The sequence below is a fragment of the Janthinobacterium sp. Ant5-2-1 genome (genome assembly GCF_001445815.1).
Taxonomy (GTDB): domain Bacteria; phylum Pseudomonadota; class Gammaproteobacteria; order Burkholderiales; family Burkholderiaceae_D; genus Janthinobacterium; species Janthinobacterium lividum_E.
Window position 1 is genome coordinate 1 of record NZ_LNCE01000016.1, and the last position, 24,992, is coordinate 24,992.

Genomic DNA, 24,992 nt, shown 5'->3' on the forward strand with positions numbered 1-24,992 from the left:
CCGTGCCGGCCGGCCTGGCCGCGAACGGCGGCATCGGCGGTTTTACCGTCACGGCCCAGCCCACGGCTGCCGGCAGCTATGCCAATAGCGTCGTGCCGTCCGGTCCCGACAACCCGGCGTGCGCCACGCCCGCCGATTGCGCCACCACCAGCACGGTGACGAGCCCCAGCGTGGCCGTGACGAAAAGCGTCGACAAGACCACCGTCAACCTGAGCGACACCATCACCTGGACCCTGAAAGCGCGCAACAACGGCAGCGGTCCGACGAACGCCGTCATCACCCTGACGGACAGCTTGCCCGCCAACGTGGGCGCGCTGCAGATATTGCCCGTCGCGCCAGCTTCATGCGGCGTGCCGGTCGGCACCACGCTCACGTGCAGCGTGCCGGCTGGCCTGGCCGCCAATACGGAAGCGAGCATTGTCGTGAAAGCCGTGGCCAATGCGCCGGGCACGGTGGCCAACAGCCTCGTGCCGTCCGGTCCCGACAATCCCGCCTGCGCCACGCCGGGCGCGTGCCAGACGACAACGACCGTCACCAGCCCGAACGTGAGCGTGAAGAAAACCGTCGACAAGACCACGGTCAACGTGGGCGAGATGATCACCTGGACCTTGAATGTCAGCAATAGCGGTACGGGCGCCAGCACGGGCATCGTGACCTTGAACGATACCTTGCCTGCCGGCTTGACGAATGTCATCGTCAGCCCGCAATCGCCCGCCACCTGCGCCCCGCTGGCCGGCGCGACCCTGACGTGCGGCGTGCCGGCCGGCCTGGCCGCCGGCGCTTCCGTCAAGGTGTTCGTGAGCGCCACGGCCACCCTGGCCGGCGCCGCCGTCAACAGCGTGGTGCCGGGCGGTCCCGACAATCCAACCTGCGTGCTGCCCGGCGATTGCGGCACCACCACCACCGTGGTCAAGCTGCTGGTCGACGTTACCACCACCTTGAACAATTTCCCGCCAAACACCCTGGCCGGCGACAGCATTTCCGGCATCGTCACGTATGCCAACGTGGGACCCGGCCCTGCCGAAGGCGTGACGTACACCCTGCAACTGACGCCGGGCCTGGCCAACGTCACCTTGACGGGCGCCGTGGGCAGCTACAATCCGGCCACGGGCCTGGTGACGCTGTCCGGCTTGCCCGCGACCCTGGCGAATGGCCAGAGCACGAGCTTCAATATCGGCTACACGCAGCCGGCCGATAACCTGTCGACGGTGACGTCGACGATCGCCACCACCTCGGTGGAAGTGGCGAACGACTTGCCGAACACGGCCATGGCGACGGTGCCTGGTCCCATCATCCGCGTGACGAAACTGGCCGACAAGACGACGGCCAACGTGGGCGAGACAGTGACGTGGACCATCACGGCCACGAACACGGGCAGCCTGGCCAACCTGGGCGTGGTGACCCTGACGGATATCCTGCCGGCCAACGTGACGGTACTGTCCGTGACGCCGGGCGCGGGCGTGACGTGTCCGCCGCTGGCCAGCTGGCTGGCCAACAGCGCGCAAGCGTGCACCATCTCCCCCGGCCAGCTGGCCGCCGTGAATGGCAGCCGCAGCATCACTATCAGCGCGACGGGAACGGCAGGCGGCAGCCTGGGCAATAAAGTGCTGCCGAGCGGACCGGACAATCCCGCCTGCGCGCAGGCCGCCTCGTGCCAGACCACCACCACCATCCTCAGCCCGCAGGTGGCCGTGCGCAAGACCGTCGACAAGAGCAATATCAATGTTGGCGATGCGTTGACGTGGACCATTGCCGTGGCCAACACGGGCACGGGTGCCACGCGCGGCGTCATCACCCTGACCGATACCTTGCCGGCCAACCTGACCGTATGGCAGGTGCTGCCCGCATCGCCCGCCACCTGCGCCGTGCCGAATGGCAACCAGCTGGTGTGCGCGATTCCCGCCGGCATGGCGGCAGGTTCCACCTTGAATATCATCGTCAAGGGCCTGGCCACGGCGGCTGGCGCCTTCGTCAACACGGTGGTGCCGAGCGGTCCGGACAACCCGGCCTGTCCGCAGGCCGGCGATTGCAGCACAACCAGCACGGCAGTCAAGCTGCTGGTCGACGTGACCACCACCTTGAACGGCTTCCCTGGCAGCACGAACGCGGGCGACACGATTTCCGGCACGGTGACCTTCAGCAATATCGGTCCCGGCGCGGCCGAAGGCGTGACCTACAGCCTGCAACTGGCGCCCGGCCTGGCCGGCGTCACTTTCAATGGCGTGACGGGCAACTACAATGCAGGCTCGGGCCTGGTGACGTTCAGCGGCGTACCCGCCACCCTGGCGCTGGGGCAGGGCTTCAGTTTCCAGCTCGGCTACACCCAGCCGGCCAGCAATCTGTCGACCGTGGTCAGCCGTATCACCACGACCTCGACGGAAGTGGCGAACGACCAGCCGAACGTGGCGACCGTCACCATGCCTGGCTCCATCATCCGCGTCAGCAAGACGGCCAACAAGGCCGTGGCGAACGTGGGCGAGGAAATCATCTGGACGATTACAGCCAGCAACACGGGCAGCCTGGCCAACCAGGGCGCCGTGGTGTTGACGGACTTGCTGCCGCCAAATATCGTCATCACGGCAGTGACGCCGGACAGCGGCGTGACGTGCCCGCCGCTGGCCAGCTGGGTCGCCAACAGCAGCCAGAGCTGCAGCGTGGCCATCGGCCAGCTGGCGGCGGGCAATGGCCAACGCCAGATCGTGCTGACCGGCAAGGCCAGCGCGGGCGGCACCCTGGCCAACCAGCTGATGCCGAGCGGTCCGGACAATCCGGCCTGCTTCCAGGCCAGCAGCTGCCAGACCAATACCACCATCACCAGCCCGGCCCTGGCGCTGAAGAAGACCGTCGACAAGACTGCGCTGAATATCGGCGATAGCCTGAGCTGGACCATCACCCTGGCCAACACGGGTACGGGCGCCAGCACGGCCGTTGCCAGCGTGACCGATACCTTGCCGGCCGGCCTGGCGAATATCGTCGTCACGCCCGCCGCGCCCGTCACCTGTGCGCCGCTGGCCGGCAATGTCCTGACGTGCAGCGTGCCGGCCGGCCTGGCTGCGGGCAGCGCCGCCACGCTGCAGGTGACGGCGCGCGCCGTCGCCGCTGGCAGTCTGGCCAATAGCGTCGGCGCCAGCGGCACGGATAATCCCGTTTGCCTGCAGGCCGGCGATTGCAGCACCACCAGCACGGTCAGTTCGCCCCTGCTGACGGCCAGTAAAACCGTCGACAAGACGGTGGCCAACGTGGGCGACACGCTGACGTGGAGCTTGAGCCTGCGCAATACCGGCACGGGTCCCAGCACGGCCATCGCCACCCTTGGCGACACCTTGCCTGCGGGCCTGGCGAACGTGCTGGTCACGCCGGTGGCGCCCGTCACTTGCGCCGTACCGGTGGGCAATGTCGTCACGTGCAGCGTGCCGGCCGGCCTGGCCGCAGGCAGCGCCGCCAGCGTCAAACTGAGCGCCACGGCCACCGCGTCGGGCAGCCTCGTCAATGCGCTGGTGCCTGGCGGACCGGATAATCCCGCCTGCGCCGTGCCCGGCGATTGCCAGACCACCACGGTGGTGTCGAAATTGCTGGTCGACGTGACGACGACCTTGAACGGCTTCCCCGCCAGCAGCAATGCGGGCGACGCCATCCGCGGCGTGGTGACGTTTGCCAATACGGGGCCCGGCGTGGCCGACAATGTCACCTACAGTCTGCAGCTGGAAGCGGGCCTGGCCGGCGTGTCGCTGAGCCCCATCAGCGGCGCGCCCGGCATCAGCGGCGCCTACAACAGCGGCACGGGCCTGTTCGTGCTGAGCGGCTTGCCAGCCACCCTGATCGCCGGGCAAAGCGCCAGCTTCAACCTGTTTTATACGCAGCCGGCCAGCAACAGTTCGCGCATCGTCAGCGTGGTGGGCACCAGTTCCACGGAAATCGCCAATGACTTGCCGAACACGGCGACGACGAATTTGCCGGGTCCCGTGATCCGCGTCAGCAAGACGGTCGATAAGGCGAATGCGGCCGTGGGCGATATCCTGACCTGGACCATCACGGCCGTCAACACGGGCAACTTGCCGAATCAAAACCCGGTCGTCGTCAGCGACGTGCTGCCGGCAAATATCGTCATCGTCAGCGTGACGCCCGATGCGGGCGTCACCTGTCCGCCAGCGGCCAGCTGGGCGCCAGGCAGCGTGCAGGCGTGCACGGTGGCGGCAGGGCAATTGGCTGCCAGCAATGGCAGCCGCAAGATCGTCGTCACGGGGAGGGGATCGTTGGGCGGCAAGCTGTCGAACCGCGTGCTGGCCAGCGGCGGCGACAATCCCGCCTGCGACACGGCCAGCGCCTGCCAGGCCACGACCACCCTGGTGGCGCCGCAGGTAACGGTGCGCAAGAGCGTCGACAAGAGCACGGCCAACGTGGGCGATTTGCTGACCTGGACCATTACCGCCAGCAATGGCGGCACGGGCGCGACCAAGTCCGCCATCGTGCTGACGGATAACCTGCCCGCCGGCGTCAGCGGCGTGCAAGTGCTGTCCACGCAACTGGCCACCTGCGCGCCCGTGGCTGGCAATATCGTCACCTGCAGCGTGACGGCCGGCCTGGCGCCCGGTGGACAGGCGCAAGTCGTGCTGCGCGCCACGGTCAGCGCCGCCGGCGTGCTGCAAAACACGGTGCTGCCTGCCGGTCCCGACAACCCTGTCTGCGTCCAGGCGGCCGATTGCACCACCAGTACCACGGCCATCAAGCTGCTGGTCGACGTGACGACCACCTTGAACGGTTTCCCCGGCACCACCAATGCGGGCGACCAGATCAATGGCATCGTGACTTTCAGCAATGCGGGCCCCGGCACCGCCGAGAACGTGACGTACAGCCTGAAACTGGCGCAGGGCCTGATGGGCGTGACCTTGAGCGGCGCCGTGGGCAGCTATGACGCCGTCAGCGGCATGCTGACGGTGCAGGGCTTGCCGTCCAGCCTGGCGCCGAACGACGTGCTCAGCTTTGGCCTGTCGTATATCCAGCCGGCCAGCAATGTATCGACCATCGTCAGCATCATCGCCACCAGTTCCACGGAAGTGGCAAACGACTTGCCGAACACGGCAACGGTGACCATGCCGGGTCCCGTGATCCGCGTCACGAAGAGCACCAGCACGGTCAACGCCAACGTGGGCGACAGCATCGTCTGGACCATCACGGCCGTCAACAGCGGCGGCGTGGCCAATGCGGGCATCGTGACCCTGGCCGATATCCTGCCGGCGAATATTGCCGTGCTGGCCGTCAGCGCCGACGCCGGCGTGACGTGTCCGCCGCTGGCCAGCTGGGTGGCGAACAGCGTGCAAAGCTGCCGCATTGCGGCAGGTCAATTGGCTGCCGTGAATGGCGCGCGCAGCGTGCGCGTCACGGCCACCGGCACGGTGGAAGGCAATCTGTCGAACCGGGTCCTGCCGAGCGGTCCGGACAATCCGGCCTGCGCGCAGGCCAGCAGCTGCGAATCGAGCGTGGTGCTGACGGGGCCGAAAGTGGCCGTGAAGAAAATCGCCAACCGCGCGGCCGCCAACGTGGGCGAGACCGTGGTGTGGACGATCAGCGCCACCAACTCGGGCAGCGGCCCCACGCGCGCCGCGATGACCCTGGTCGATACCTTGCCGGCCGGCTTGACGAATGTGGTGGTGACGCCGCTGCGCGCCACCTGCGCGCCCGTGGCCGGCAATGTGCTCACCTGCAGCGTGCCTGCCGGTCTGATCGGCAACGGCGGCGAAGCCAGCGTGGAAGTGTCGGCCACCGTCACCCAGGCAGGCAGCGCGCGCAACAGCGTCGTGCCGTCCGGGCCCGATGCGCCGCTGTGCCTGTCTCCGGCCGATTGCCAGACCACCACCAACGTCACCAGCCCCAGCGTGATGGTCAAGAAAGTGGCGGACAAGGCCAACGCCAGCATCGGCGACACCGTCAGCTGGACCATCACGGCCACCAACGGCGGCAGCGGCGCCACCACGGCGGCCATCGTCCTGACGGACGGCCTGGCGACCAGCCTGACGGACATCGCCGTCACGCCGGCGGCCCCCACCGTGTGCGCACCGCTGGCGGCAAACAAGCTGGTGTGCACGGTACCGGCCGGCCTGGCGCCCAATGCCGTTGCCGCCGTTACCGTCAGCGCGAAAGTGGCCGCCAGCGGCACCTTGAGCAATACCATCGTGCCGACCGGCACGGATTTGCCGCGTTGCGCGCAAGCATCCGATTGCACGGCCGTCACGGAAGTGGCGAATCCGGCCATCGGCGCGGCGCTGGGCGTGGGCAAGGTGACCCAGCTGTCGGCCAAGGTCTTCAACGTGCCCTATACCGTGGTCGTCAAGAACGTGGGCAAGGGCACGGCATCGAACGTGCAGGCGCTCGACAGCCTGCGCGCCGCCTTCCCCGAGCCGGTGGCGTGCCGCATCGCCACGCCGCCTGCCGCCCCGGCCATTGGCGGCAGCAAGCAGCTGGCCGTCAACCCGGGATTTACCGGCGGTTGCGGCGGCAGCGACCTGCGCTTGCTCAGCGGTGATGCGGCCCTGTCCGAAGGCGAACTGAGCGTCATTACTTTCACTGTGGAAATCACCGTGCAAGACAGCAGCGCGCCGCAGTACAACAACAGCGTGTTTGCCAGCGTCCTGGGCGGCAACATCGCCAACGGGGGCGGCAGCATCAGCGTGCCGCCAGCGCCGGCGGCAGGCGCCATCGCGGCCAACCCGGGCTATACGCCGCCGGCGGGCAGCCTGGTGTTTGATGCTTCGAACAATGGTGCCGCGTATGCGGGGGCCGTGGCGACGGCGGCCGAGGTGGCCGCGCTGGCGGAGAAGGTCGATCCCAACCGCAACGGCAACGCGTCGGAAACCGTGGGCGGCGTGCCGTTCACGGGCGAAGACACGCCCACGCCCGTGGTCTTGCTGCGCCAGGTGGTCGACGTCATCAAGGCCGTTTCGGCCCAGCAGCAAGTCGATGCCAGCAAGTTCGAGATCAGCTACACGGTGCAGGCGGCCAACCGCTATCCGGCCGGTTACCCGACCTCGACCATGGTGCAGGTGGCGGAAAACCTGAAGGCTGTCTTCCCGACAGCCACCAGCGTCACCTTTAAGCCGGGCAGCCTGGTCGTCACGGCGCGTCCTGCCAGCGCCACGGCCTGCGTCGCCAATCCCGATTTCAACGGCGTCACGGTGTTTGGCTTGTTGAACGGCAAGGGCGATTTGCAGCCGCAGGAAAGCTGCGGCATCGGCTTCACGGTGCTGGTCGACTTTGGCAGCGTGGCGGCGATTCCCGCCGTGCCGCAGCTGAACCAGGTGTATGCGAGCACCTTGCCGGGCACGGGAACAGGCGGCCCGAATATCGGCCACAGCTACAGCGGCACGGGCACGTCGACGACGCCGGTGGCGCCCGCCAGCGTGCTGGCCGTGGCCAGCTCGGCCGACACCTTGCTGCTGCCGGCCACGCCCGGCGCCACGCCGCCGAGCTTTACGCCCGTGGTGTTCAACACGACGGACAAGCCGATGTTATTGATCAGCAAAAGCGTCAACAAGACGCAAGCCGAGATCGGCGACAGCCTGCAGTACACCATCGAGGTGAAGAACACGGGCGTGGCGACGGCATTCGGCGTCAGCGTGCTCGATAAATTGCCGGCCGGTTTCCGCTACATCGACGGCACCACCACGCGCAACAACGTGGTGCAGCCCGACCCGTCGGGCAAGCCGGGGCCGCAGCTGAGCTTCAAGCTGGAATCCCTGGCGCCGAACGCCAGCGCCAGCTTCCGCTACCGCCTGCGCGTGGGTGTCGGTTCGCTGCAGGGCGACGGCGTCAACCGCGCCCAGGCAACGACCACCAACGGCCCGCCGTCGAACGAAGCGCGCGCGAAAGTGAAAGTGACGGGCGGCGTGTTCACCACGGATGCCTGCCTCGCCGGCAAGGTGTTTGTCGACTGCAACAACAACCACGTGCAGGACGACGAAGAGCTGGGCATTCCGGGGGTGCGGCTGTACATGGAAGACGGTACCAACTTCACCACGGACGTGGAAGGCAAGTACAGCTATTGCGGCATCACGCCGAACAGCCATGTGATCAAGGTCGATGGCGCGACCCTGCCACGTCTGAGCCGCATGATGGAAGCGTCGAACCGCAACCTGGGCGATCCGCATAGCCTGTTCCTCGATACCAAGAACGGCGAGCTGCTGCGCGCCGACTTCATCGAAGGTTCGTGCTCGAACCCCGTGCTGGAACAGGTCAAGGCGCGCCGCGCGCAAGGCGAAGTGCGCAGCGTGGAAAGGGAGGGCAGGGGGCCGGGACTGAGTTTCAGCAGCCAGCCCGCTGGCGCACCGGCTCAGGCGACGGATAGCGCCAACCAGCCTGTCGTTGCGCCCCGCACGGTCACGCCAGCCGATGGAGGCAGCCATGCGCAATAAGCCTCTTTCACCTTGCTTGACGCCTGCCAATGCTGCTAAAGAGAAACAATCCATGAAGAGAACTCTGCCCGCGCCCCGGCGCATGGCCGCCGCGCTGGCGCTGCTGGCATTCCCTGCGGCCAGCCTGGCGCAACTGCCTTTGCCCGACCATGCGGCAGGCTCCGCCGTGGCGGCGCCGTCCTTCCTCGCTGGCAAGGTCGGCGGCACCGATTACGCCATCAACCGGGGCGTGGCGCGTATCGCCGTCGAGACGGATCACAGCGAGGCGCCGGCCGACGGCCAGAGCCCCGTCAAGGTGACGGTCAGGCTGTATGACGAGCAGGGCAAGCCTTTGACGGGCACGGCCTTGCTCACCATCGAAGCCAGCGGCGGGCGCATTTTGCTGCCCGGCGCGCGGACCGATGAACTCGGTCCTGAGCGGCGCGATGCCGACAAGGTCACGCCCGGCACGCAGCTGACGGTGGAAAATGGCGAGGCGGCTTTCAGTCTGCTGGCCCCGGCCACGCCGCAGGACGTGCTGCTGCGCGTCTCGGCTGGCGCCGTGGCGGCGCAGGGCACGATCAGTTTCCTGCCGGAATTGCGCGACATGCTGGCCGTGGGCTTGATCGACGGCATCATCAGCAAGCGCAGCCTGTCGAGCAGCGACATTTCGCCGTCGCGCTTCAATGACGGTTTCGAGCGCGACATTCAGCGCTGGAGCCGCGCCTTCAACAACGGCAAGGCCAATGTGGCGGGCCGCGCGGCCATGTTCCTCAAGGGCACGATCCGTGGCGACGCCTTGCTCACTGCTGCCTACGACTCGGACAAGGATACGCGCGCGCGCCTGATGCGCGACGTCAATCCGGAAGAGTTTTATCCCGTCTACGGCGACAGTTCCGTGCGCAATTTCGACGCCCGCTCCAGCGACCGCCTGTACGTGCGCATCGACCAGCAAAAAAGCTATGTGCTGTATGGCGACTTTGCCACCGGCGACGGCTTCAGCCAGATGACGGGCGGCGGCGCCGTGGCCGACTTGCAGCAGAGAAAACTGGGCCAGTACAACCGCACGGCCACGGGCGGGCGCGGCCATTATGAACGGGACGGCATCGTCGCCAATGCCTTCGCCATCAACGATAGCCTGAAGCAGGTGGTCGAGGAATACCGGGCGAATGGCACCTCGGGACCGTTCGCCGTGCGCAACAACAACGCCATCGAAAACTCGGAAAAGATCGAGATCGTTGTGCGCGACAAGAACCAGAACGGCAATATCGTGCAGCTGACACAGCTGCGGCGTTTCGAGGATTACAGTTTCGAGCCATTCAGCGGGCGCATCCTGTTCAAGCAGGCGATCCCCGCGCTGACGCCGAATGGCGACCCGCAATCGATCCGCATCAGCTATGAAGTTGACCAGGGCGGCGAGAAATTCTGGACCGTGGGCGTGGATGGGCAAGTGCAGCTGGGCAAGATGGTCTCCCTCGGTGGCTCGGCCGTGGAAGACAGGAATCCCTTGTCCCCGTACAAATTGCACAGCGTCAATGCGGGCTTGCGCCTGGGCGAGCACAGCCTGCTGGTGGTCGAGGTGGCGCGCACCACGTCCACCAGCTACAGCGCGGGCGGCAATATCTACACGACGCCGTCGGGCCAGGCGGGCGAGCTGCGCGATGAAGTCAGCGGCAACGCGGCGCGGGTCGAGCTGCAGCACAAGGATGACAAGCTCGACGCGAAAGCCTATTGGAGCCGCTCGGACCAGGACTTCAACAACACGGCGGCCGGCATCACGGGCGGGCGGGGCGAGGCGGGCGTGAAGGCCGGCTACAAGCTCAGTCCCGCCATCACCGTGTATGGCGAGGCCATCCGCAGCGACGAGCGCAGCACGGATGCGCGCCGGGATGCGCAGCGCCTGGGCGTGGCGTGGAACGCCAGCGAGCGCTGGCTGCTCGACGTGTCCATCCAGCACATGAAGGAGAGCGGCGGCATGCCGTCGACGGCCGGCATCGCGCCGAATACGTCGCCGCTGGGCACGGGCTTGAATCCCACGGGCGGCTTCTTCGGCAACGGCACGGCGAACACGGCCATCGACCCCGTCACGGGCGGCAGCATCACCACGTTTGCGCCCATCAATCCTGGCGCGGGTGCGGGCGCGACAATACCGCTGGACGCCACCACCGTACGCCTGGGCGTGCAATACAAGGCGACGGAGCGCTGGACCCTGAATGGCGACGTGGAAAAAAGCATCGCCGACGCGGACCAGCACCGCTACGGCCTGGGCGCGCAATACCAGCTGGCCGAACGCAGCCGGCTGTATGCGCGCTATGAAAACCAGACGGGGCTGGCGTCCGCGTATTCGCTCAATCCGGCCGACCGCAGCACCAGTTTCGTGGCTGGCGCGGACACGGGCTACATGCCGGGCGGCACCGTGTTTGGCGAATACCGCATGCGCGACGCCATGGATTACAGCCTCAGCAACCAGCGCGACTTGCAGCTGGCGTCCGGCTTGCGCAACACGTGGAACCTGGGCGAGGGGCTGGCGGCGAACACGAATGTTGAATACCTGAAAGTCATGAACGGCCAGCAACAGCAAGCCGTGGCCGTGGCGGCAGGCTTCGATTACGCGGTCAATCCGCTGTGGCGCGGCTCCGTCAAGCTCGAGTACCGGCGCCTGTTCGACAGCGAAATCGCACCGGGCGACCAGCGCCAGGATCAATGGCTCAATACCATCGCCTGGGCGCGCAAGCTGAGCCGCGACTGGACTTTGCTTGCGCGCAACTACCTGCTGTACACGCGCAACAATGACGACGCCAGCGGCGCGCCCGTCGGCAACGTGCTGCAAGACCGGGCCCAGCTGGGCTTTGCCTGGCGTCCCGTGGACGACAACCGTTTCAACGGCCTGGCCCGCTACGAATACAAGACCGTGCGCGACCAGTCGCAGATCGATGGCGACAATTACCGCGCGCACATCGTGTCCACCCACCTTGACTATCACCCCAGCCGTCCCTGGTGGTTCACGGGCAGGGTCGCCGCCAAGCACAATAACGACAGGAACCTGCCGGCCGGGCAGGAAAAATACACGGCGTGGCTGTTTTCCGGGCGCACCGTGTATGACATCAGCAAGAACTGGGACATCGGCGTGCTGGCGGCCGTGATGGGCAGCCCGCAAGGGGGCAGCCGCCAGTGGGCCAATGGCGTCGAAGTGGGCTATCTGCTGGCGCAAAACCTGTGGCTGTCGGCCGGCCACAACTGGTCGGGCTTTTCCGACCGCGACCTGACGGGCGCCGACTACACGGCGCGCGGCCCATATTTGCGCCTGCGCTTCAAGTTCGATGAAAACGTATTTAAAGGCAAAGACGCCACCATCAACCGTACCCTGGCCCGGCCATGAAAACTACCATGACTCCAACAATGACACCGATGATGACTCCGATGATGAAAATGATCCCGCTCGCCAGCCTGCTGGCCATGGGCCTGGCCCAGGCAGCCACGCCGACCTTGCCGACGGCGCCGCTGGCCATGCCGCAGCTGCGCATCAGCGACCAGGCCGTCTCCGCCGACCAGCAGGCTTACCGGCTGCTGCAGGAACGCATCAAGAAACTCAACGACGGCGGCGTGCGCGTGGGCGACTATTACCTGTCCAAGGCGCAATGCTGGCTCGACGTATCGTTCCACGAATACACGCGCAACGACCGCTCGGCCTTTCCCCTGCAGGCGCTGCAGGAATCGGCAAAGATCGTTGCCGCGCTGGAAGACGGCAGCACGCCCAATCCCGGCGACGCCACGCCGCTGGTGAATGACGCCACGCGCCTGCGCGACGACCTGTGGGCCGGCTTTGGGAAATTGCGCGAATCGCCGGGCTTCGCCTGCGCGGCGCAAAAGGTGGCCTGCGGCGAAGTGGAACTGGTGCATGCGGGCAATGAATACAAACAGCAGGGCTGGCGCCACGCGAACCCCTATGTGCAACTGGCCGAGGATGCGCAGGCTGCCGCCCAGTTGGCAGCGGCAGCGTGCCCGGCCGACAAGCCCAAGCCAGAGCCGCAGCCGGAAATTTTGCCGCCGCGCATAGAACATGAGCGCATCACGCTCGACATGGACGCCTTGTTCCGCTTCGACAAGGCGGGGCCGGCCGACGTGCTGCCGCAGGGCGTCGAGAAGATCCGCGAACTGGCGGCGCGCCTGAAGCAGGGCTACGTGCAGATCGATACGCTGTCCGTGACGGGCCACACGGACCGCCTGGGCACGGACAGCTATAACCAGGCCTTGTCCGAGCGGCGCGCGCTGACGGTGAAACAATTGCTGCGCGAGCAAGGCATCGCCAATGTCATCAGCGCGTATGGCAAGGGCAAGGCCGAACCCGTCACCGCCTGCGACAAGGTGGCCCCGCGCGCGGCCCTGATCGCCTGTTTGCAGCCGAACCGCCGCGTGGAGATCGAGCTGACAGGAGTCAAGAGCGCGCGCAAGGACTAGATTACTGCGCTTGCCCGTCGACAAACATCAGGATGGCGCTGGCGACCACCTGCGGCGCTTCACGCTGCGGGAAGTGGCCGATGCCTTCTAACAGCACGCGCTGGTGCGCACCGCTGAAATGGCGCTCGCGCCCGGCCGAGCTGTCCGGGTGGTTGCACGTGTCGGCCGCGCCATGCAGCACCAGGGTGGGCAGGCTCAGCACGGGCGCTGGCTGCAGCAGCGCTTCGTCGGCCGCATACGCGGGGTCGCCTTCGGCAAAGGCCCAGCGGTGGCGGTAGGAATGCAGCACCACCTCGGCCCAGTCGGGACCATCGAAGGCGCGGCGCGCCTGTGCGAAATCGGCCTCGCCATACCAGCCGGCCGGCGACCAGCTATCCCACATCATGCGGGCGAACGCATGGCGGTCATGTTCGACGGCATGCCGGCTGAAGTGGTGGACGCGGGCGGTTTCGCGCTGGCCGCGCAAAACCTGGCCTTGACGCCATCGGCCGTCAGCGGCCATATCAAGCGCCTCGAACACAGCGCCGGCAAGCAATTGCTGGCGCGCACGACGCGCAGCCTGGAACTGACGGCGGCCGGTGAACTGCCGTATATGTATGCGCGCAATATCGTCGACCTGGAACGCGAGGCGCATGCCAGGCTCAGCGGCGCATCCATGCAGGGCCGGCTGGTCCTGGGCGCGTCCGAGGATTTTGCCGGCACGTGGCTGCCGCAGGTGCTGCACACCTTCCAGCGCTGGCATCCGCAAGCGTCGATCGAATTGAAGGTGGGCATTACGGCCGACTTGCTGCGGCGCCAGGCGCACGAACAGATCGATGTCATCTTCGGCAAGCAATGCAGCCGTACGGAAGGGATCGGTGGATTGATGTGGGCCGAGCCGCTGGTGTGGGCGTAGGCGGCTGGCCGGTTTTGCCGTGACGCCGGTGGCCCGCAGCCAGATGCGCGACGGCTTGCGCATCCTGGGTGCGGCGGAAGGTCTGCCGGTGCTGCCCGATGCCCGCTTTTACGCGTTTCCTCGCAACAAGACGCCTGCCGTGCTGGCGCTCGTCGATGCGGTGCGCGGCGCGGGCCAGCGGCACCAGTTTCATGCCGCGTGACCACGCCAATGTTTAGCCTGCGTCATAAAGCGGTCATATCGCGCTGTTATGATGCTTTTGTTGGCACACAGCATGCGATGCGCAGATCACTACGCTCCGGGAGCGATAGGATGCAGGCATGACTCAACAGCTTAGCCGGTGAGCTCAACCATCGGCACCAGACACGTAAAATTTGTTTTGTAGTAATGATTGCAGGGTGGGGCAGGGGAAAAACGGGAATCGGGCGGGGATTTAATGAAGTCCTAAGCCTGTCTTCATGAAGGGCTGGCATAGTGGACACATGGCGCACGGAAACCCCGGGCGCAAGGTTGCCGGACACCTCAATGACCGGCACGATTTCCACTTTTTCATGTGTTTCCCGTTTTATCCCTGCGCTTTGAAACAGCGTTTCAACCGGCTACCGCACCTTGCGAAGCCGGTTTTTTTTGCCTGCGTTTTCTTGCTCCCGGCGCCAGGCGCCGGGAGGCTTGTTTGTTCCCCTCTTAGCCCGCCTGTTTCGCCAGCCACGCATCGACGGCCGGCAGCCGTTCGGCGCGCAGCTTGATGCGGTACTTGATGCCGGCCACGGAACTGTCGGCGTCGCCGCGCGCGCTGGCCGGCAGATGCGCTTGCGCGTACGCTTCCAGCTTGGAGATCATGTCCGGCTGCGCCGAGCCGGCGGCCAGGCGCGGGAAGTAGCGGCTGCGCGAGCTGGCGTCGATGCGCGCATTGACTTGTTCCAGGTGCGCCAGCGCGAAGTCGAAAGCCAGTTCCGGATGCGTGCGCGACACGCGCGAGATCATGGCGGGGCTGTTGGTCACGCCCGGCTCGTCCGTCAGCGCCAGGGCCAATGCGCGCTGCGCCAGGGCGGGATCGTCGCTTGAAGCCAGCAGGTCGTACAGCTGGTTCTTGACCAGCGGCGTCTGTTCCTGTCGCGCCTTGGCGTGCAGCTGCTCCCAGGTGGTCGCGTCCGCATGCTGCGCCACCACGCCCAGGATGGTGCGGCGCAACGGCGCGGGCATGGCGGCGGGATCTTGTTCGCTGGCCGCGTAACGGCGGCGCGCTTCCGCGATCACACCCGGTTCGCCCATGTCGCCGAGGATGGCGATCAGTTGTCCGCGCAGGGTCGCCACGCTGGACGCTTCGCCCGCGCGCGCTTCCCAGCCCGTCTGCGCCATCATCGGCGCCAGGCGCGCCACGGCAAAGCGGCCGAAAGCCTGCTGGCGCACGGCGTCGCCAGCATACTGTTGGTACAGGCTGCCCAGGGAGCCGGCCACCTTGCCCAGCACCTGCGGATCGGCCGACAGCGGCGTCGCTTGCACCAGTTCCAGGAAATCGGCCAGGTTTTGCGCACCGGCCAGGCCCAGCGACTGGCTGTCCGCCAGCAAGCCCAGCTGGTCGATCGGCGCCAGGCGCGCAAAGCTGCCCGCCAGCGCGCGCGTGTTGGCCGGCGCGTACACGGTGCGGTAGTAGCCGCTCTGGCCCGCGTTCACGAGCAGGGCGCCGCAGCCGGGCACGTTCAGGGTCGCCTTGCCATTCTTGACCAGCACGGTGGCCAGCTTGCCGTTGCCCACCGTCGCGGCGATCACCGGCACTTTCCACGACAGCGGCTTTTTATTTGGCTGGTCCTTGGAAAATTCCGTCTGCGTCAGGCGCACGCGCGTATTGCCGTTTCTGCACACGGCGTCGCCCACCGTGATCATCGGCACGCCCGGCTGCAGGGTGAAATCATGGGCGATGGCGCTGACAGGCTTGCCGGCGGCCGCATCGACTTCGCGCCACAGGTCGTCGGACACGGTATTGCCATACGCATGCTTGCGCATGTAGTTGCGCACGGCCGTGCGCCACGTATCGGCGCCCACATACGCTTCGAGCATGCGGATCACCGCTTCGCCTTTTTGATAGGTGATGCCGTCGAAAGCCTGGCTGGCCTGCTCCACGGTGGCGATGCGCTGCACCACCGGGTGCGTGGTGCGCAGCGCATCCTGACTCATGGCCGACTCGCGTCCGCCGACGCTGGACAGGGCCGTGTTCCATTCCGGATGCAAACGCTCCGTGGTGCGGCCTTCCATCCACGAGGCGAAACCTTCGTTGAGCCACAGGTCGTCCCACCAGCGCATGGTGACCAGGTCGCCGAACCACTGGTGCGCCATTTCATGCGACAGCGTGGTGTAGATGTTTTCCTTGTCGGCCTGCGTCGAGATGGCCGGGTCGAGCAGCAGGCCGTACTCGAAGGTGAACACGGCGCCCCAGTTTTCCATGGCGCCAAAGAACTGGCTGCGGCCCGGCGCGGCAATGTTGTCGAGCTTGGGCAGCGGGTAGCGCACGCCGAAATAATCGTTGTATTCGCGCAGCAGGGCGGCCGACTCGTCGAGCGCGAAGCGGCTTTGCGCCAGCGCGCCCCGCTTCGTGATGACGCCTATTTCCGTGCCCTCGCTCATGGCCGTGGCCCGTTCGAAGTCGCCCAGGCCGAAGAACAGCAGATACGTCGACATGCGCGGCGTGGTGGCGAAATACACATGCTTCATGCCATTGCCCAGTTCCTCGCTGCGGACGATCGGCATGTTACCGACGGCCATCTGGCTGCTCGGCACGACCACGTCCAGCGCGAAGGTGGCCTTGTAGTCCGGCTCATCCCACGACGGCAGCATGCTGCGCGCATCCGAATTTTCGAACTGCGTGTACAGCGCGCGCTGGCGCCCTTGCGGCGTGTCGTAATCGAGCGAAAACAGGCCCGTGGCCTGCGTGCCGATCTTGCCGCTGTAGTCGATGCGCAGCAGGTACTCGCCCTTGGCCAGCGGCTGGGCAAAATGCACGGTGGCCGTCTGCTTGTCCGCGTCGAAATCGATCTTGCGCGTCACCTGCTTGCTGCCGCCCGCGCCTTCGATGGCGGCGGCCGCAAACGTCAGGTTCAAGGCGTTGAAGGTGATACTCGCCGTTGGCTTGTCGACGGCCACCTTGATGGCGGCTGCGCCCTTGAAGGTGGAGGCGGCGGCGTCCGGCGTGATCGACAGGATGTAGTGCAAGGGCGTGACGCCGCGCGGCAGCTGCGTGGTGGTGCCAATGGCGTGGCTGGCCGAGGCGTATTTGGGTGCTGCGGCGGGAGCTGCGTGGCCCGCATGGGCGGCCGTGATGGAAGCCAGTGCCAGGACGGCGGCGGCCAGTTGGCTGCGGCGGAAGCGCGGAGTCGGTGTGCGATGCATGGTATGCCCTAGTTTCATGGATAAAACGCCCTCCAGCCGGATAGGCTGCGGGCGTTGATGACGTGTGGGGGACATGCTGGAACTGGCGGCCAGCGTTCCCGTACAGCAATCTAAGGCGAAACGGGGGCAAAGTCAACGCGCCAGGGGCGCCGCACCATGACGGTGCGCTGGTATGATGGACGCGTGACCGTACTCCCGCAGGCCAGCCCCGTAGCCGCATCCACTAACATAACAAGACGAGACCCAAGCACATGAAACTGATTATCAGCCCCCGCACGCCCAATCCACGCCGCGTCACCATGTTCATCGCCGAGAAGGGCATCACCGGCATCGAGGAAGTGGCGCTCGACCTGATGGCGGGCCATCACCGCGATCCCGCCTTCCTGGCGAAAAACCCGCTGGGCCGCGTGCCCGTGCTGGAGCTCGACGATGGGCGCGTGCTGACCGAGACGCGCGCCATCTGCACTTACCTGGAAGGCTTGCAGCCGCAGCCGAACCTGATGGGCGAGGGGTACGAGGAGCGCGCGTTTATCGAGATGGCCGACCGCCGCGTGGAACTGCATTTGTTCAGCGCCGCCGCCAACTGGGTGCGCCATGGCCATCCGGCCCTGGTGGCGCTGGAAAATCCGCAGTTTCCCGACTTCGCCACGGCGCAGGCGGGCAAGCTGCGCGAGACGGCGCAATGGCTGGACCAGGTGCTGGCCCACCAGCCATACATCGCCGGCGACCGCTTCACGATTGCCGACATCACGGCCTTCTGCGCGCTGGAATTCGTGCGCGGCCTGATGAAGTACCGGCCCGGCGCGGAAGGGTTGCAGAACTTGCAGGCCTACCGCGACCGCATCGCGGAACGCCCCAGCGCGCAGGCGAAGTAAGGAATACCGCAGCCGGGTAGGCCGGGCAGGTTGGGTAGGTCGGATTAGCGGGGCCGCCGAGGCGCGTGAGCGCGTAATCCGACACCACCGCTTTACTTCAGCTGCTCCCACAGGAAGGTGTAGGTCAGCGCCCACATCAGCGCCTGCTGGTCGTTGTTGGCCGCGCCCGCATGGCCGCCTTCCGTGTTTTCCCAGTACAGCACGTCGTGGCCTTGCTCTTCCATCTTCGCCACCATCTTGCGCGCATGGCCGGGGTGGACCCGGTCGTCGCGCGTCGAGGTGGTAAACAGCACGCGCGGATATTTCTTGTCCTTGAAGACGTTCTGGTACGGCGAGTACTTGCTGATGTACGCCCATTGTTCCGGCACGTCCGGGTCGCCATACTCTCCCATCCACGAGGCGCCCGCCAGCATCTTGTTATAGCGGCGCATGTCGAGCAGCGGCACCTGGCTGACGACGGCGTTGAACAAATCGGGACGCTGCACCAGCACGGCGCCCGTCAGCAGGCCGCCATTGCTGCCGCCCATGATGCCCAGGTGGCGCGGGCTGGTGATCTTACGCTTGATCAGGTCCTGCGCCACGGAGATGAAATCGTCATACGCGCGCTGGCGGTTTTCCTTCAGCGCCGCCTGGTGCCAGCGGGGACCGAACTCGCCGCCGCCGCGGATATTTGCCAGCACATACACGCCGCCTTTCTCCAGCCACGCGACGCCGGTGGTGCCGCTGTAGCTGGGTTTCAGCGACACTTCAAAGCCGCCATAGCCATACAGCACGGTGGGGTTGCTGCCGTCGAACTTCGTCTGCTTGCCCATGATGGCGAAATACGGCACCTTGGTGCCATCCTTCGACGTCGATTCGAACTGCTCCACTTTGTACGGTGTGGCGTCGTAGTAGGCGGGCAGCGACTTGATTTTCGTGCGCTTGTCGCTTTGCGCCGTGGCCAGGTACAGGGTGGTCGGGTTAAGGAAGTCGGTCACCGTCAGGAAGTACTGGTCCGAGTCGACGGAATCGAGCGCGCTGACGGCCAGGGTGCCCAGCTTCGGCGCATCGACGGCGCGGCGCTGCCACTTGCCGTTCACGTGGCGCAGTTCCGTCAGGCGGTTCTTGACCTTGTCCAGCGTGGTGACGAGGATGGCGGACTTGGTTGCCGTGACATTGTCCAGCGACGACGTGGCCGTCGGCGCGTACAGCGCTTCCAGCTCCTGCTTGCCCTGCATGAAGGCCTTGAAATCGGTGGCCAGCAAGGAGCCTTGCAGGTAGGTTTTGCCGTTGACTTTCCAGTCCGAGCGCAAGGTGATGACCAGCTGGTCGCGCACGGTGAAGGCCGTAGCGTCGTCCGGCTTCGGTACTTTCTTCAACTCGGCGCCGTCGCGCAGGAACATCTCGCCGCTGTAAAAATCGATCTGCCGCTCGATGAACTGGTGTTCATGGCCGGGCGTGAAATCCTTGTAGGCGCCGGCGCTCAGGTCGTCGGGCTTGGCTTCGTACAAGGTTTGCGCCTGCGCCAGCGGCGTGCCGCGCTGCCACTGCTTGATGATGCGCGGGTAGCCCGAGCTGGTCATCGAGCCGGGGCCGAAATCGGTGGAGACGAACAGGGTATCCTGGTCGATCCAGCTGGCGCTGCCCTTCGCTTCGGGCAGGGTGAAGCCGCCTTCGACGAAGGCGCGCTTGGCCACGTCGTATTCGCGCACCACCTTGGCGTCGCCGCCGCCGCGCGACAGGGAAATGAGGCAGCGTTCACCCTTCGGATACAGGCAGGAGGCACCGCCCCAGACCCAGTTTTCACTCTCGCCGGCGGCCAGCTGGTCGAGGTCGATCACGGTTTCCCAGACGGGTTCGGCCAGTTGGTATTGCGCCAGGGTAGTGCGGCGCCAGATGCCGCGCACGTGCTGGGCGTCGCGCCAGAAGTTGTAGTAAAACTCGCCTTCCTTGCTCACGTAGGGAATGCGTTCCTTCGAGTTGAGGATGGTCTTCAGGCGCGCCTGCAGGGCCGGGAAGCCGGGCTGGGCTTCCAGTTCCTTGGTGGTGACGGCATTGTGCTGCTTGACCCAGGCCAGCGGCTTGTCGCCGAGGACTTCTTCCAGCCACAAATGGGGATCGGTGTTGGCGGCGGCAGGGGCGGGGGCTTGCGCATGGGCGATGCCCGCTGCGGCCAGGCCGAGCAGCATGCTGCCGGCGAGAATGCGATATGACGACATAGAGGGTTCCTGGTTGGTCCGATGGAGGCCGCGTTGCAGGCAAAACGGCGCAGCCATGGTGCCATGGATTGCCATGAGGAACCAGTGTCTATGGACGGCTGCTTAAAAAATAATTATTTTTCCAATATTGTTTGCTGGAAAAGAGCGGGGCCGTAGAATCTGCGGCGTGTTGGCTCTTCAGGGGGCGCCAGGCCCCATCAGCGAGGTCACGGTGAGCCCCGTCTTTTCGACATCGCTGCCGTCGCAGTGATAAATCCATAAGGCATCGTTGTCGCGGCTGTCGATGAACAGGATGCGCGTGTTTTCCTCGCCGATGGCCAGGCACTCCGCCAGCTCGGCAGGACTGAACGGTGCAGCCTGCTTCGACCCCGTTCCCGCCGCTTGTGCCAGCGCCTGCGCAAAGCCAGCCAGTTGCCTGACTGCCAGATAGCTTGTTCCATCCACCTCGACGTCTTTGCACAGCGCGTCCAGGCTGTACAGCGTGAAGGGGGCTTCATCGGTGAAAATCGCCATGTCGGGACGTGGCTTTGCGCTGCGGAGGTGAGCGAGATAGGCCTGGGGCAGGGCCACTTTTTCCCTGGTCAGCAATTTTTCCAGCTGCTTGCCGCTTTTCTTCGCTGGCCGGGCGGCCTTAGGCGCGACGGCTTCGCACGCCTGCGCTGTCCAGGCGACTGGATTAAACTGGAACATCCTTGCACATGCGGGGCAGTGCAGGAACATGAAGGTCATACTTTTGCCGATGGCCGTTTTCAAGAACGCGCCATCCGAGGCATCCATTGCGCTGCTGTCGAAGTGGCGTCCGCAGTCGCCATCGTAGGGGCAAGTGATGTCAAGCATAGGCGTATTTCTCCATCCGCAAAGCGATCTCTTCTTTTTCCTCCGGAAAAGAGGCTGCGGGATTTTTCTGCCAATAGGCAAGGCCCTCGTTCAGTGCCCACAGGGCTCTTTCCTGCTTGCCCGCCATCAGATAAAAATCGCAGGCCTTGGCATGCGATTCTTGCGCTTCGACGAGAGCCAGGGCTGCATTTTCCCAATTGGAAAGGCGCTCAAACCAGGGAACGGCCAACTCCAGCAGATTGTCCCTCAGGCAGGCCATCACCGTTGCCCGATGGGACGGATCGACGAGCTGGTGTTCTTTGACTTCCTTGCCATCGATGACAGGGAATTGCCAGCTTCTGATATTCCAGTCCGCCACGCCGCCAACGATATTGTTGACAGGTTCACGGCCGTAGCGCGCCGTGTGCCATGTAGCATAGGATCTGGACGAGACTTGATAGTGGCTCCAGAATGCCACGCAGACATCCTCTTCGTTATGGCGGTTGACCTGGAAATGGATGGCCTGGAGAAATTCGTTCTGCGTGCGCTTGAAAGTCAGCTGGCTAGGCGAGAACTTGAAGCCCGCTGCGCTCAGCGGTTCCAGCAAGTACGCTTCAATATTGGCGATGATCAGCGCTTTTGGTTTCATTCCGTTTCCTGGCATGGGTCGGTTGCGCAATGTTGCCATAGATCAGTGTCAACGCACCTTGCGGCGGGCAATCGTGCGAGGGAAAGCCTGCTGCCATTTTCCTGCACGCTTCCGGACGCCGTATCCTAGCCCGGCAGCTTGGCCACCACCTTGATTTCGAACTGGAAACCATACAGCCACGTCACGCCAACGGCCGTGACCGTCGGGTGCGGCGCCTGGCCCCAATACTCTGCCTGCACGATATCCCAGATGCGCTGGAAGTGCGATTGTGGATCGACGATAAAGATGGTTACGTCCTGCACATCGTCGAAGGTACAGCCGGCGGCTTGCAAGATGGCGTTCAGGTTGTCGAAGGCGCGCCGGACCTGGGCTTCGAGCCCGGGTTCGGGCGTGCCGTCTTCGCGGCTGCCGACCTGCCCCGACACAAACAGCAGGCCGTTGGCACGGACGGCAGGGGAATAGCGGTTCTGTTCATACAGGGCCTGGCGGCCCGGAGGGAATACGACGTCGCGTTTCATCAGCTTTCCTTTGTTGATGCAGCGAAGTTGCTGCCTGGAGAACACTTTATCTGCTACCAACCTGCGGATAAAGCGGCCAGATCGGACTGGACTATTTGTATAATCCAAACAATCGAATGGCGGAGGCGTGGATGGACAGGTTTGATGCGATGAAGGCGTTCGTGCGGGTGGTCGAGACGGGCAGTTTTACGCGGGCGGCCGCGACCTTGCACATGAGCCGCACCACGGTGACGCAACTGGTGCAGCAGCTCGAAACGCGCCTGCGCCTGAAACTGCTGAACCGCACCACGCGCAAGGTCAATGTGACGGCCGATGGCGCGGCCTATTACGAGCGCATCGTGCAGGTGCTCGATACACTGGAAGAAATCGAAACGAGCTTGCCGCATGCCGCCGCCTTGCCGCGGGGCCAGTTGCGGGTGGACGTGCCCAGTCCGCTTGCCGCTTTGCTGCTGGTGCCGGCGCTGCCCACGTTTCATGCGCTGTATCCCGATATCGTGCTCGACATGGGCGCCAGCGACCGCATGGTCGACGTGATCGCCGACAATGTCGATTGCGTGATACGCGGCGGTGACATCACCGACCAGTCGCTGATGGCGCGTAAGCTGGCCGACCTGCCACTGGGCGTGTATGCGGCGCCGGCCTACCTGCAAAGGGTGGGCACGCCCTTGCATCCGCTGGACTTGCAGGACAGCGCGCACCGCATCGTGCGCTTTCGCTGGGCCAGCAGCGGCAACGGCTTTCCGTATGTGATGCACCGCGAGGGCCAGAGCGTCAAGATCCATGGCCAGTACGTGCTGTCGATCGACGACGGCAACGCCTACCTGGCGGCCGGGGTAGCGGGGCTGGGCGTGCTGTGGCTGCCCGATTACATGGCGCGGCCGCACGTGGCCAGGGGCGAGCTGCTGCCGCTGTTCGAAACATGGACGGTCGATCCCATGCCGCTCTATCTTGCCTATCCGCCGAACCGCCATGTCAGCAAGAAACTGCGCGTCTTTATCGATTGGGTGGTCGAATTGATGGCCCGGCATTCCGCCCGCCCAGTCGCCGTCACGGCAGTTGATTGACCCACAAGGGCGCCGACCAGACGATATTGCCGTCGTCCTGCGTCAGTCGCGCGTAATAGAAATGGGGGCCGGGCGCGGGCGTGACGGTGAGCTCGGCCTGGTCCGAGATGGGCGTGACGGAACCGTTGCCGCCCGGCACGCCGTGGAAGATGGCGACGGCCGCCGCCTGCCGCCCCGCGCTGTTGCTGAAGCTGGTGGCCAGGCGCAAGGGGCCGCGGTTGTCGAAACGCTCGCCCATCAGCTTGCCGTTGGCCGTGAACAGCAGCTGTGCGTGCTTGTCCATGGTGGCAAACACGCGGCGCGCGCGCAGCGCGTCGAGGAAGCTGTCGCGTGAAACGGACGTGCCAGCGGCCGGACCGGCCACCAGGACAGCCGTGCGGTTGCCATACGATGCGCCCCAGTTGGCGCAGTGGTTGTCCTGGTTGCTGCTGAAGGCCACGTGGTAGCCGGCCGCCAGGGCGCGGTTGCAGGCCGCCTCGTAATTGCTGCGCCGGGTCTCCGTTTCCGCGTCGTTCGTGGAAAACGCGGACGTATTCATGACTTCGCACAGCACCATGGCCGCGTCGCCGTCCGGCGTGTAGCCCAGCGGCTGGCCGTTGACGAGAAACTGGCCTGCATAGGCGGGATGATTGAATTGGCCGATCCAGCCCCTTTTGCGCATCAAGCTGTACAGGCCCGCGTAATCGCCCTTCGGCGTCTCGACATCGGCCAGCAGCTCGCCCTGGGCATTTTTTTCCCAGCCCAGCAACTGCCCGCTATTGATGATATTCAGGTGGCCGCCCTTGTTGATGACGCCCCATTCCATGCCGTACAGGGCCAGGAAACCCGGGTGGGCGGCCGAATACGCGGCCGCTTCGGCCAGGCCCGTCTGGTACAGGGCTATCGCTTCGGCAGGGGTGGCAGCGGCGTTGGTGCCGTCCGAGCCGTCGTACATGTGATTGTGCTCGGACGTCAGCAGGGCGTCGAGCCCGTGGTCTTGCGCATACTTGTAGGCATCGATGGGGCCGTAGGGCGCCGTTTGCGGGTCTTGCGCGCCATGGCAGGCGTCGAGCGCCGCGCCGCCGTCGCTGTGGCGCGTCTGGCTGTGCAGGTTGGCGTAGACGATGCGGTAGCCGGGCTGGCCTTCCAGGCCGGGCAGTTGTTGCAGGCCGGCCTGGAAGGCGCTCACCCTGGGCGCCGTGCTTGCACCGCGCTGCACCTGGATGTGCCACTGCTGTTCCACCTGCGCTTCATGCGGCGTGCCCGCGTCCGCCACCGCAAGCAGGCGTAACTGATACAAGCCGTCCTGTGCCAGCACGCGCCGTTCGCGCGCATCGGCGTCGGCGCGGCCATCCCAGGGCAGGTTCACGCTCTTGCCGCTGGCCCCCACCTGTTCCGTGCCCGACCAGCGCCGCAGCACGGTGCCTTGCGGGCCGGGGCCGGACAAGGTCAATGTCCAGCGCACGGCATGGGGGCGGCCTTCATCGGGATAGGTGAGCCGCACGATAAATGTGCGTGACTGCGTCGTCCGTGCACCGGCCGCGGCGTGAAAGGGCGCGACGACGGTGGCATCGAGCTCGCTGTGTTCCTTCGGCTCTTGCGCGGCGGCAGTGTTGCTCCACGCAATGAGCAATAGCCCGGCGCACGCACATGCCAGCCATGGCGGCCAGGGTGGCCGCCAGCGACGCCGCAGTGTCTGGACCATCGTGGCCTCCCGCTACTGCTTCAGATGGTAGTTAGACAAGAGTTGCCACTTGCTGGTTCCTGCATGC

Annotated in this window: 10 protein-coding genes and 3 pseudogenes; 6 read left to right on the forward strand and 7 right to left on the reverse strand. The window is 65.5% G+C overall.

Annotated elements, in window-relative coordinates:
* The 3 genes and pseudogenes from ASN89_RS05915 to ASN89_RS05925 form a co-directional block, all read left to right on the forward strand.
* A pseudogene (locus ASN89_RS05915) lies at positions 1-8,405 on the forward strand (DUF11 domain-containing protein); the annotation flags it as partial.
* Between the two features lie 52 nt (positions 8,406-8,457).
* Positions 8,458-11,763, forward strand: a complete 3,306-nt coding sequence (locus ASN89_RS05920) for a hypothetical protein (protein ID WP_152988460.1) — start codon at positions 8,458-8,460, stop codon at positions 11,761-11,763.
* A 41-nt stretch (positions 11,764-11,804) separates the two neighbouring features.
* Positions 11,805-12,842: an OmpA family protein gene (locus ASN89_RS05925; RefSeq protein WP_161911736.1), complete on the forward strand. Its 1,038-nt coding sequence runs from the start codon at positions 11,805-11,807 to the stop codon at positions 12,840-12,842.
* Between the two features lies 1 nt (position 12,843).
* Here the strand turns inward: ASN89_RS05925 and ASN89_RS05930 are convergent.
* Positions 12,844-13,260 (reverse strand): annotated as a pseudogene (locus ASN89_RS05930) (alpha/beta fold hydrolase); the annotation flags it as partial.
* Here ASN89_RS05930 and ASN89_RS05935 point away from each other — a divergent pair.
* Positions 13,240-13,939 (forward strand): annotated as a pseudogene (locus ASN89_RS05935) (LysR family transcriptional regulator). The pseudogenes ASN89_RS05930 and ASN89_RS05935 overlap by 21 nt on opposite strands.
* 482 nt (positions 13,940-14,421) lie before the next feature.
* On the opposite strand, the gene ASN89_RS05940 reads toward ASN89_RS05935, so the two are convergent.
* A complete protein-coding gene (locus ASN89_RS05940) occupies positions 14,422-17,121 on the reverse strand; it encodes a M1 family metallopeptidase (RefSeq protein ID WP_058048608.1) in 2,700 nt (899 codons plus the stop codon).
* 251 nt (positions 17,122-17,372) lie between these two features.
* Between ASN89_RS05940 and ASN89_RS05945 the strand changes: the two genes are divergently transcribed.
* A complete protein-coding gene (locus tag ASN89_RS05945) occupies positions 17,373-17,996 on the forward strand; it encodes a glutathione S-transferase family protein (RefSeq protein WP_046684020.1) in 624 nt (207 codons plus the stop codon).
* Positions 17,997-18,088: 92 nt separating this feature from the next.
* Here the strand turns inward: ASN89_RS05945 and ASN89_RS05950 are convergent, their stop codons facing one another.
* The 4 genes from ASN89_RS05950 to ASN89_RS05965 all read right to left on the reverse strand — a co-directional run bounded on the left by ASN89_RS05950 (position 18,089) and on the right by ASN89_RS05965 (position 22,180).
* Entirely contained in the window at positions 18,089-20,194 is a 2,106-nt protein-coding gene (locus ASN89_RS05950) for a prolyl oligopeptidase family serine peptidase (protein ID WP_058048609.1), read from the reverse strand.
* Between the two features lie 177 nt (positions 20,195-20,371).
* The gene (locus ASN89_RS05955) at positions 20,372-21,031 is read right to left on the reverse strand and encodes a hypothetical protein (RefSeq protein ID WP_058048610.1); all 660 of its coding nucleotides are present in this window, start codon (positions 21,029-21,031) and stop codon (positions 20,372-20,374) included.
* Positions 21,024-21,659, reverse strand: a complete 636-nt coding sequence (locus tag ASN89_RS05960; protein WP_058048611.1) for a hypothetical protein — start codon at positions 21,657-21,659, stop codon at positions 21,024-21,026. The genes ASN89_RS05955 and ASN89_RS05960 overlap by 8 nt, the downstream gene beginning before the upstream one ends.
* Positions 21,660-21,784: 125 nt before the next feature.
* The gene (locus ASN89_RS05965; protein ID WP_046684597.1) at positions 21,785-22,180 is read right to left on the reverse strand and encodes a RidA family protein; all 396 of its coding nucleotides are present in this window, start codon (positions 22,178-22,180) and stop codon (positions 21,785-21,787) included.
* Between the two features lie 128 nt (positions 22,181-22,308).
* On the opposite strand from ASN89_RS05965, the gene ASN89_RS05970 reads away from it, so the two are divergent.
* Positions 22,309-23,241 carry a LysR family transcriptional regulator gene (locus ASN89_RS05970; protein WP_058048730.1) on the forward strand — a complete coding sequence of 311 codons (933 nt, stop codon included), beginning with the start codon at positions 22,309-22,311 and terminating at the stop codon, positions 23,239-23,241.
* Here the strand turns inward: ASN89_RS05970 and ASN89_RS05975 are convergent.
* Complete coding sequence (locus tag ASN89_RS05975) at positions 23,225-24,925, reverse strand: CehA/McbA family metallohydrolase (protein ID WP_058048612.1); 1,701 nt, start codon at positions 24,923-24,925, stop codon at positions 23,225-23,227. The genes ASN89_RS05970 and ASN89_RS05975 overlap by 17 nt on opposite strands.
* Positions 24,926-24,992: the final 67 nt, after the last annotated feature.

Coding starts and splice junctions, on each gene's coding strand:
- ASN89_RS05920 (WP_152988460.1), top strand. CDS start 8,458: ATGAAGAGAACTCTGCCCGCGCCCCGGCGCATGGCCGCCGCGCTGGCG.
- ASN89_RS05925 (WP_161911736.1), top strand. CDS start 11,805: ATGATGAAAATGATCCCGCTCGCCAGCCTGCTGGCCATGGGCCTGGCC.
- ASN89_RS05940 (WP_058048608.1), bottom strand. CDS start 17,121: ATGCATCGCACACCGACTCCGCGCTTCCGCCGCAGCCAACTGGCCGCC.
- ASN89_RS05945 (WP_046684020.1), top strand. CDS start 17,373: ATGAAACTGATTATCAGCCCCCGCACGCCCAATCCACGCCGCGTCACC.
- ASN89_RS05950 (WP_058048609.1), bottom strand. CDS start 20,194: ATGTCGTCATATCGCATTCTCGCCGGCAGCATGCTGCTCGGCCTGGCC.
- ASN89_RS05955 (WP_058048610.1), bottom strand. CDS start 21,031: ATGCTTGACATCACTTGCCCCTACGATGGCGACTGCGGACGCCACTTC.
- ASN89_RS05960 (WP_058048611.1), bottom strand. CDS start 21,659: ATGAAACCAAAAGCGCTGATCATCGCCAATATTGAAGCGTACTTGCTG.
- ASN89_RS05970 (WP_058048730.1), top strand. CDS start 22,309: ATGGACAGGTTTGATGCGATGAAGGCGTTCGTGCGGGTGGTCGAGACG.
- ASN89_RS05975 (WP_058048612.1), bottom strand. CDS start 24,925: ATGGTCCAGACACTGCGGCGTCGCTGGCGGCCACCCTGGCCGCCATGG.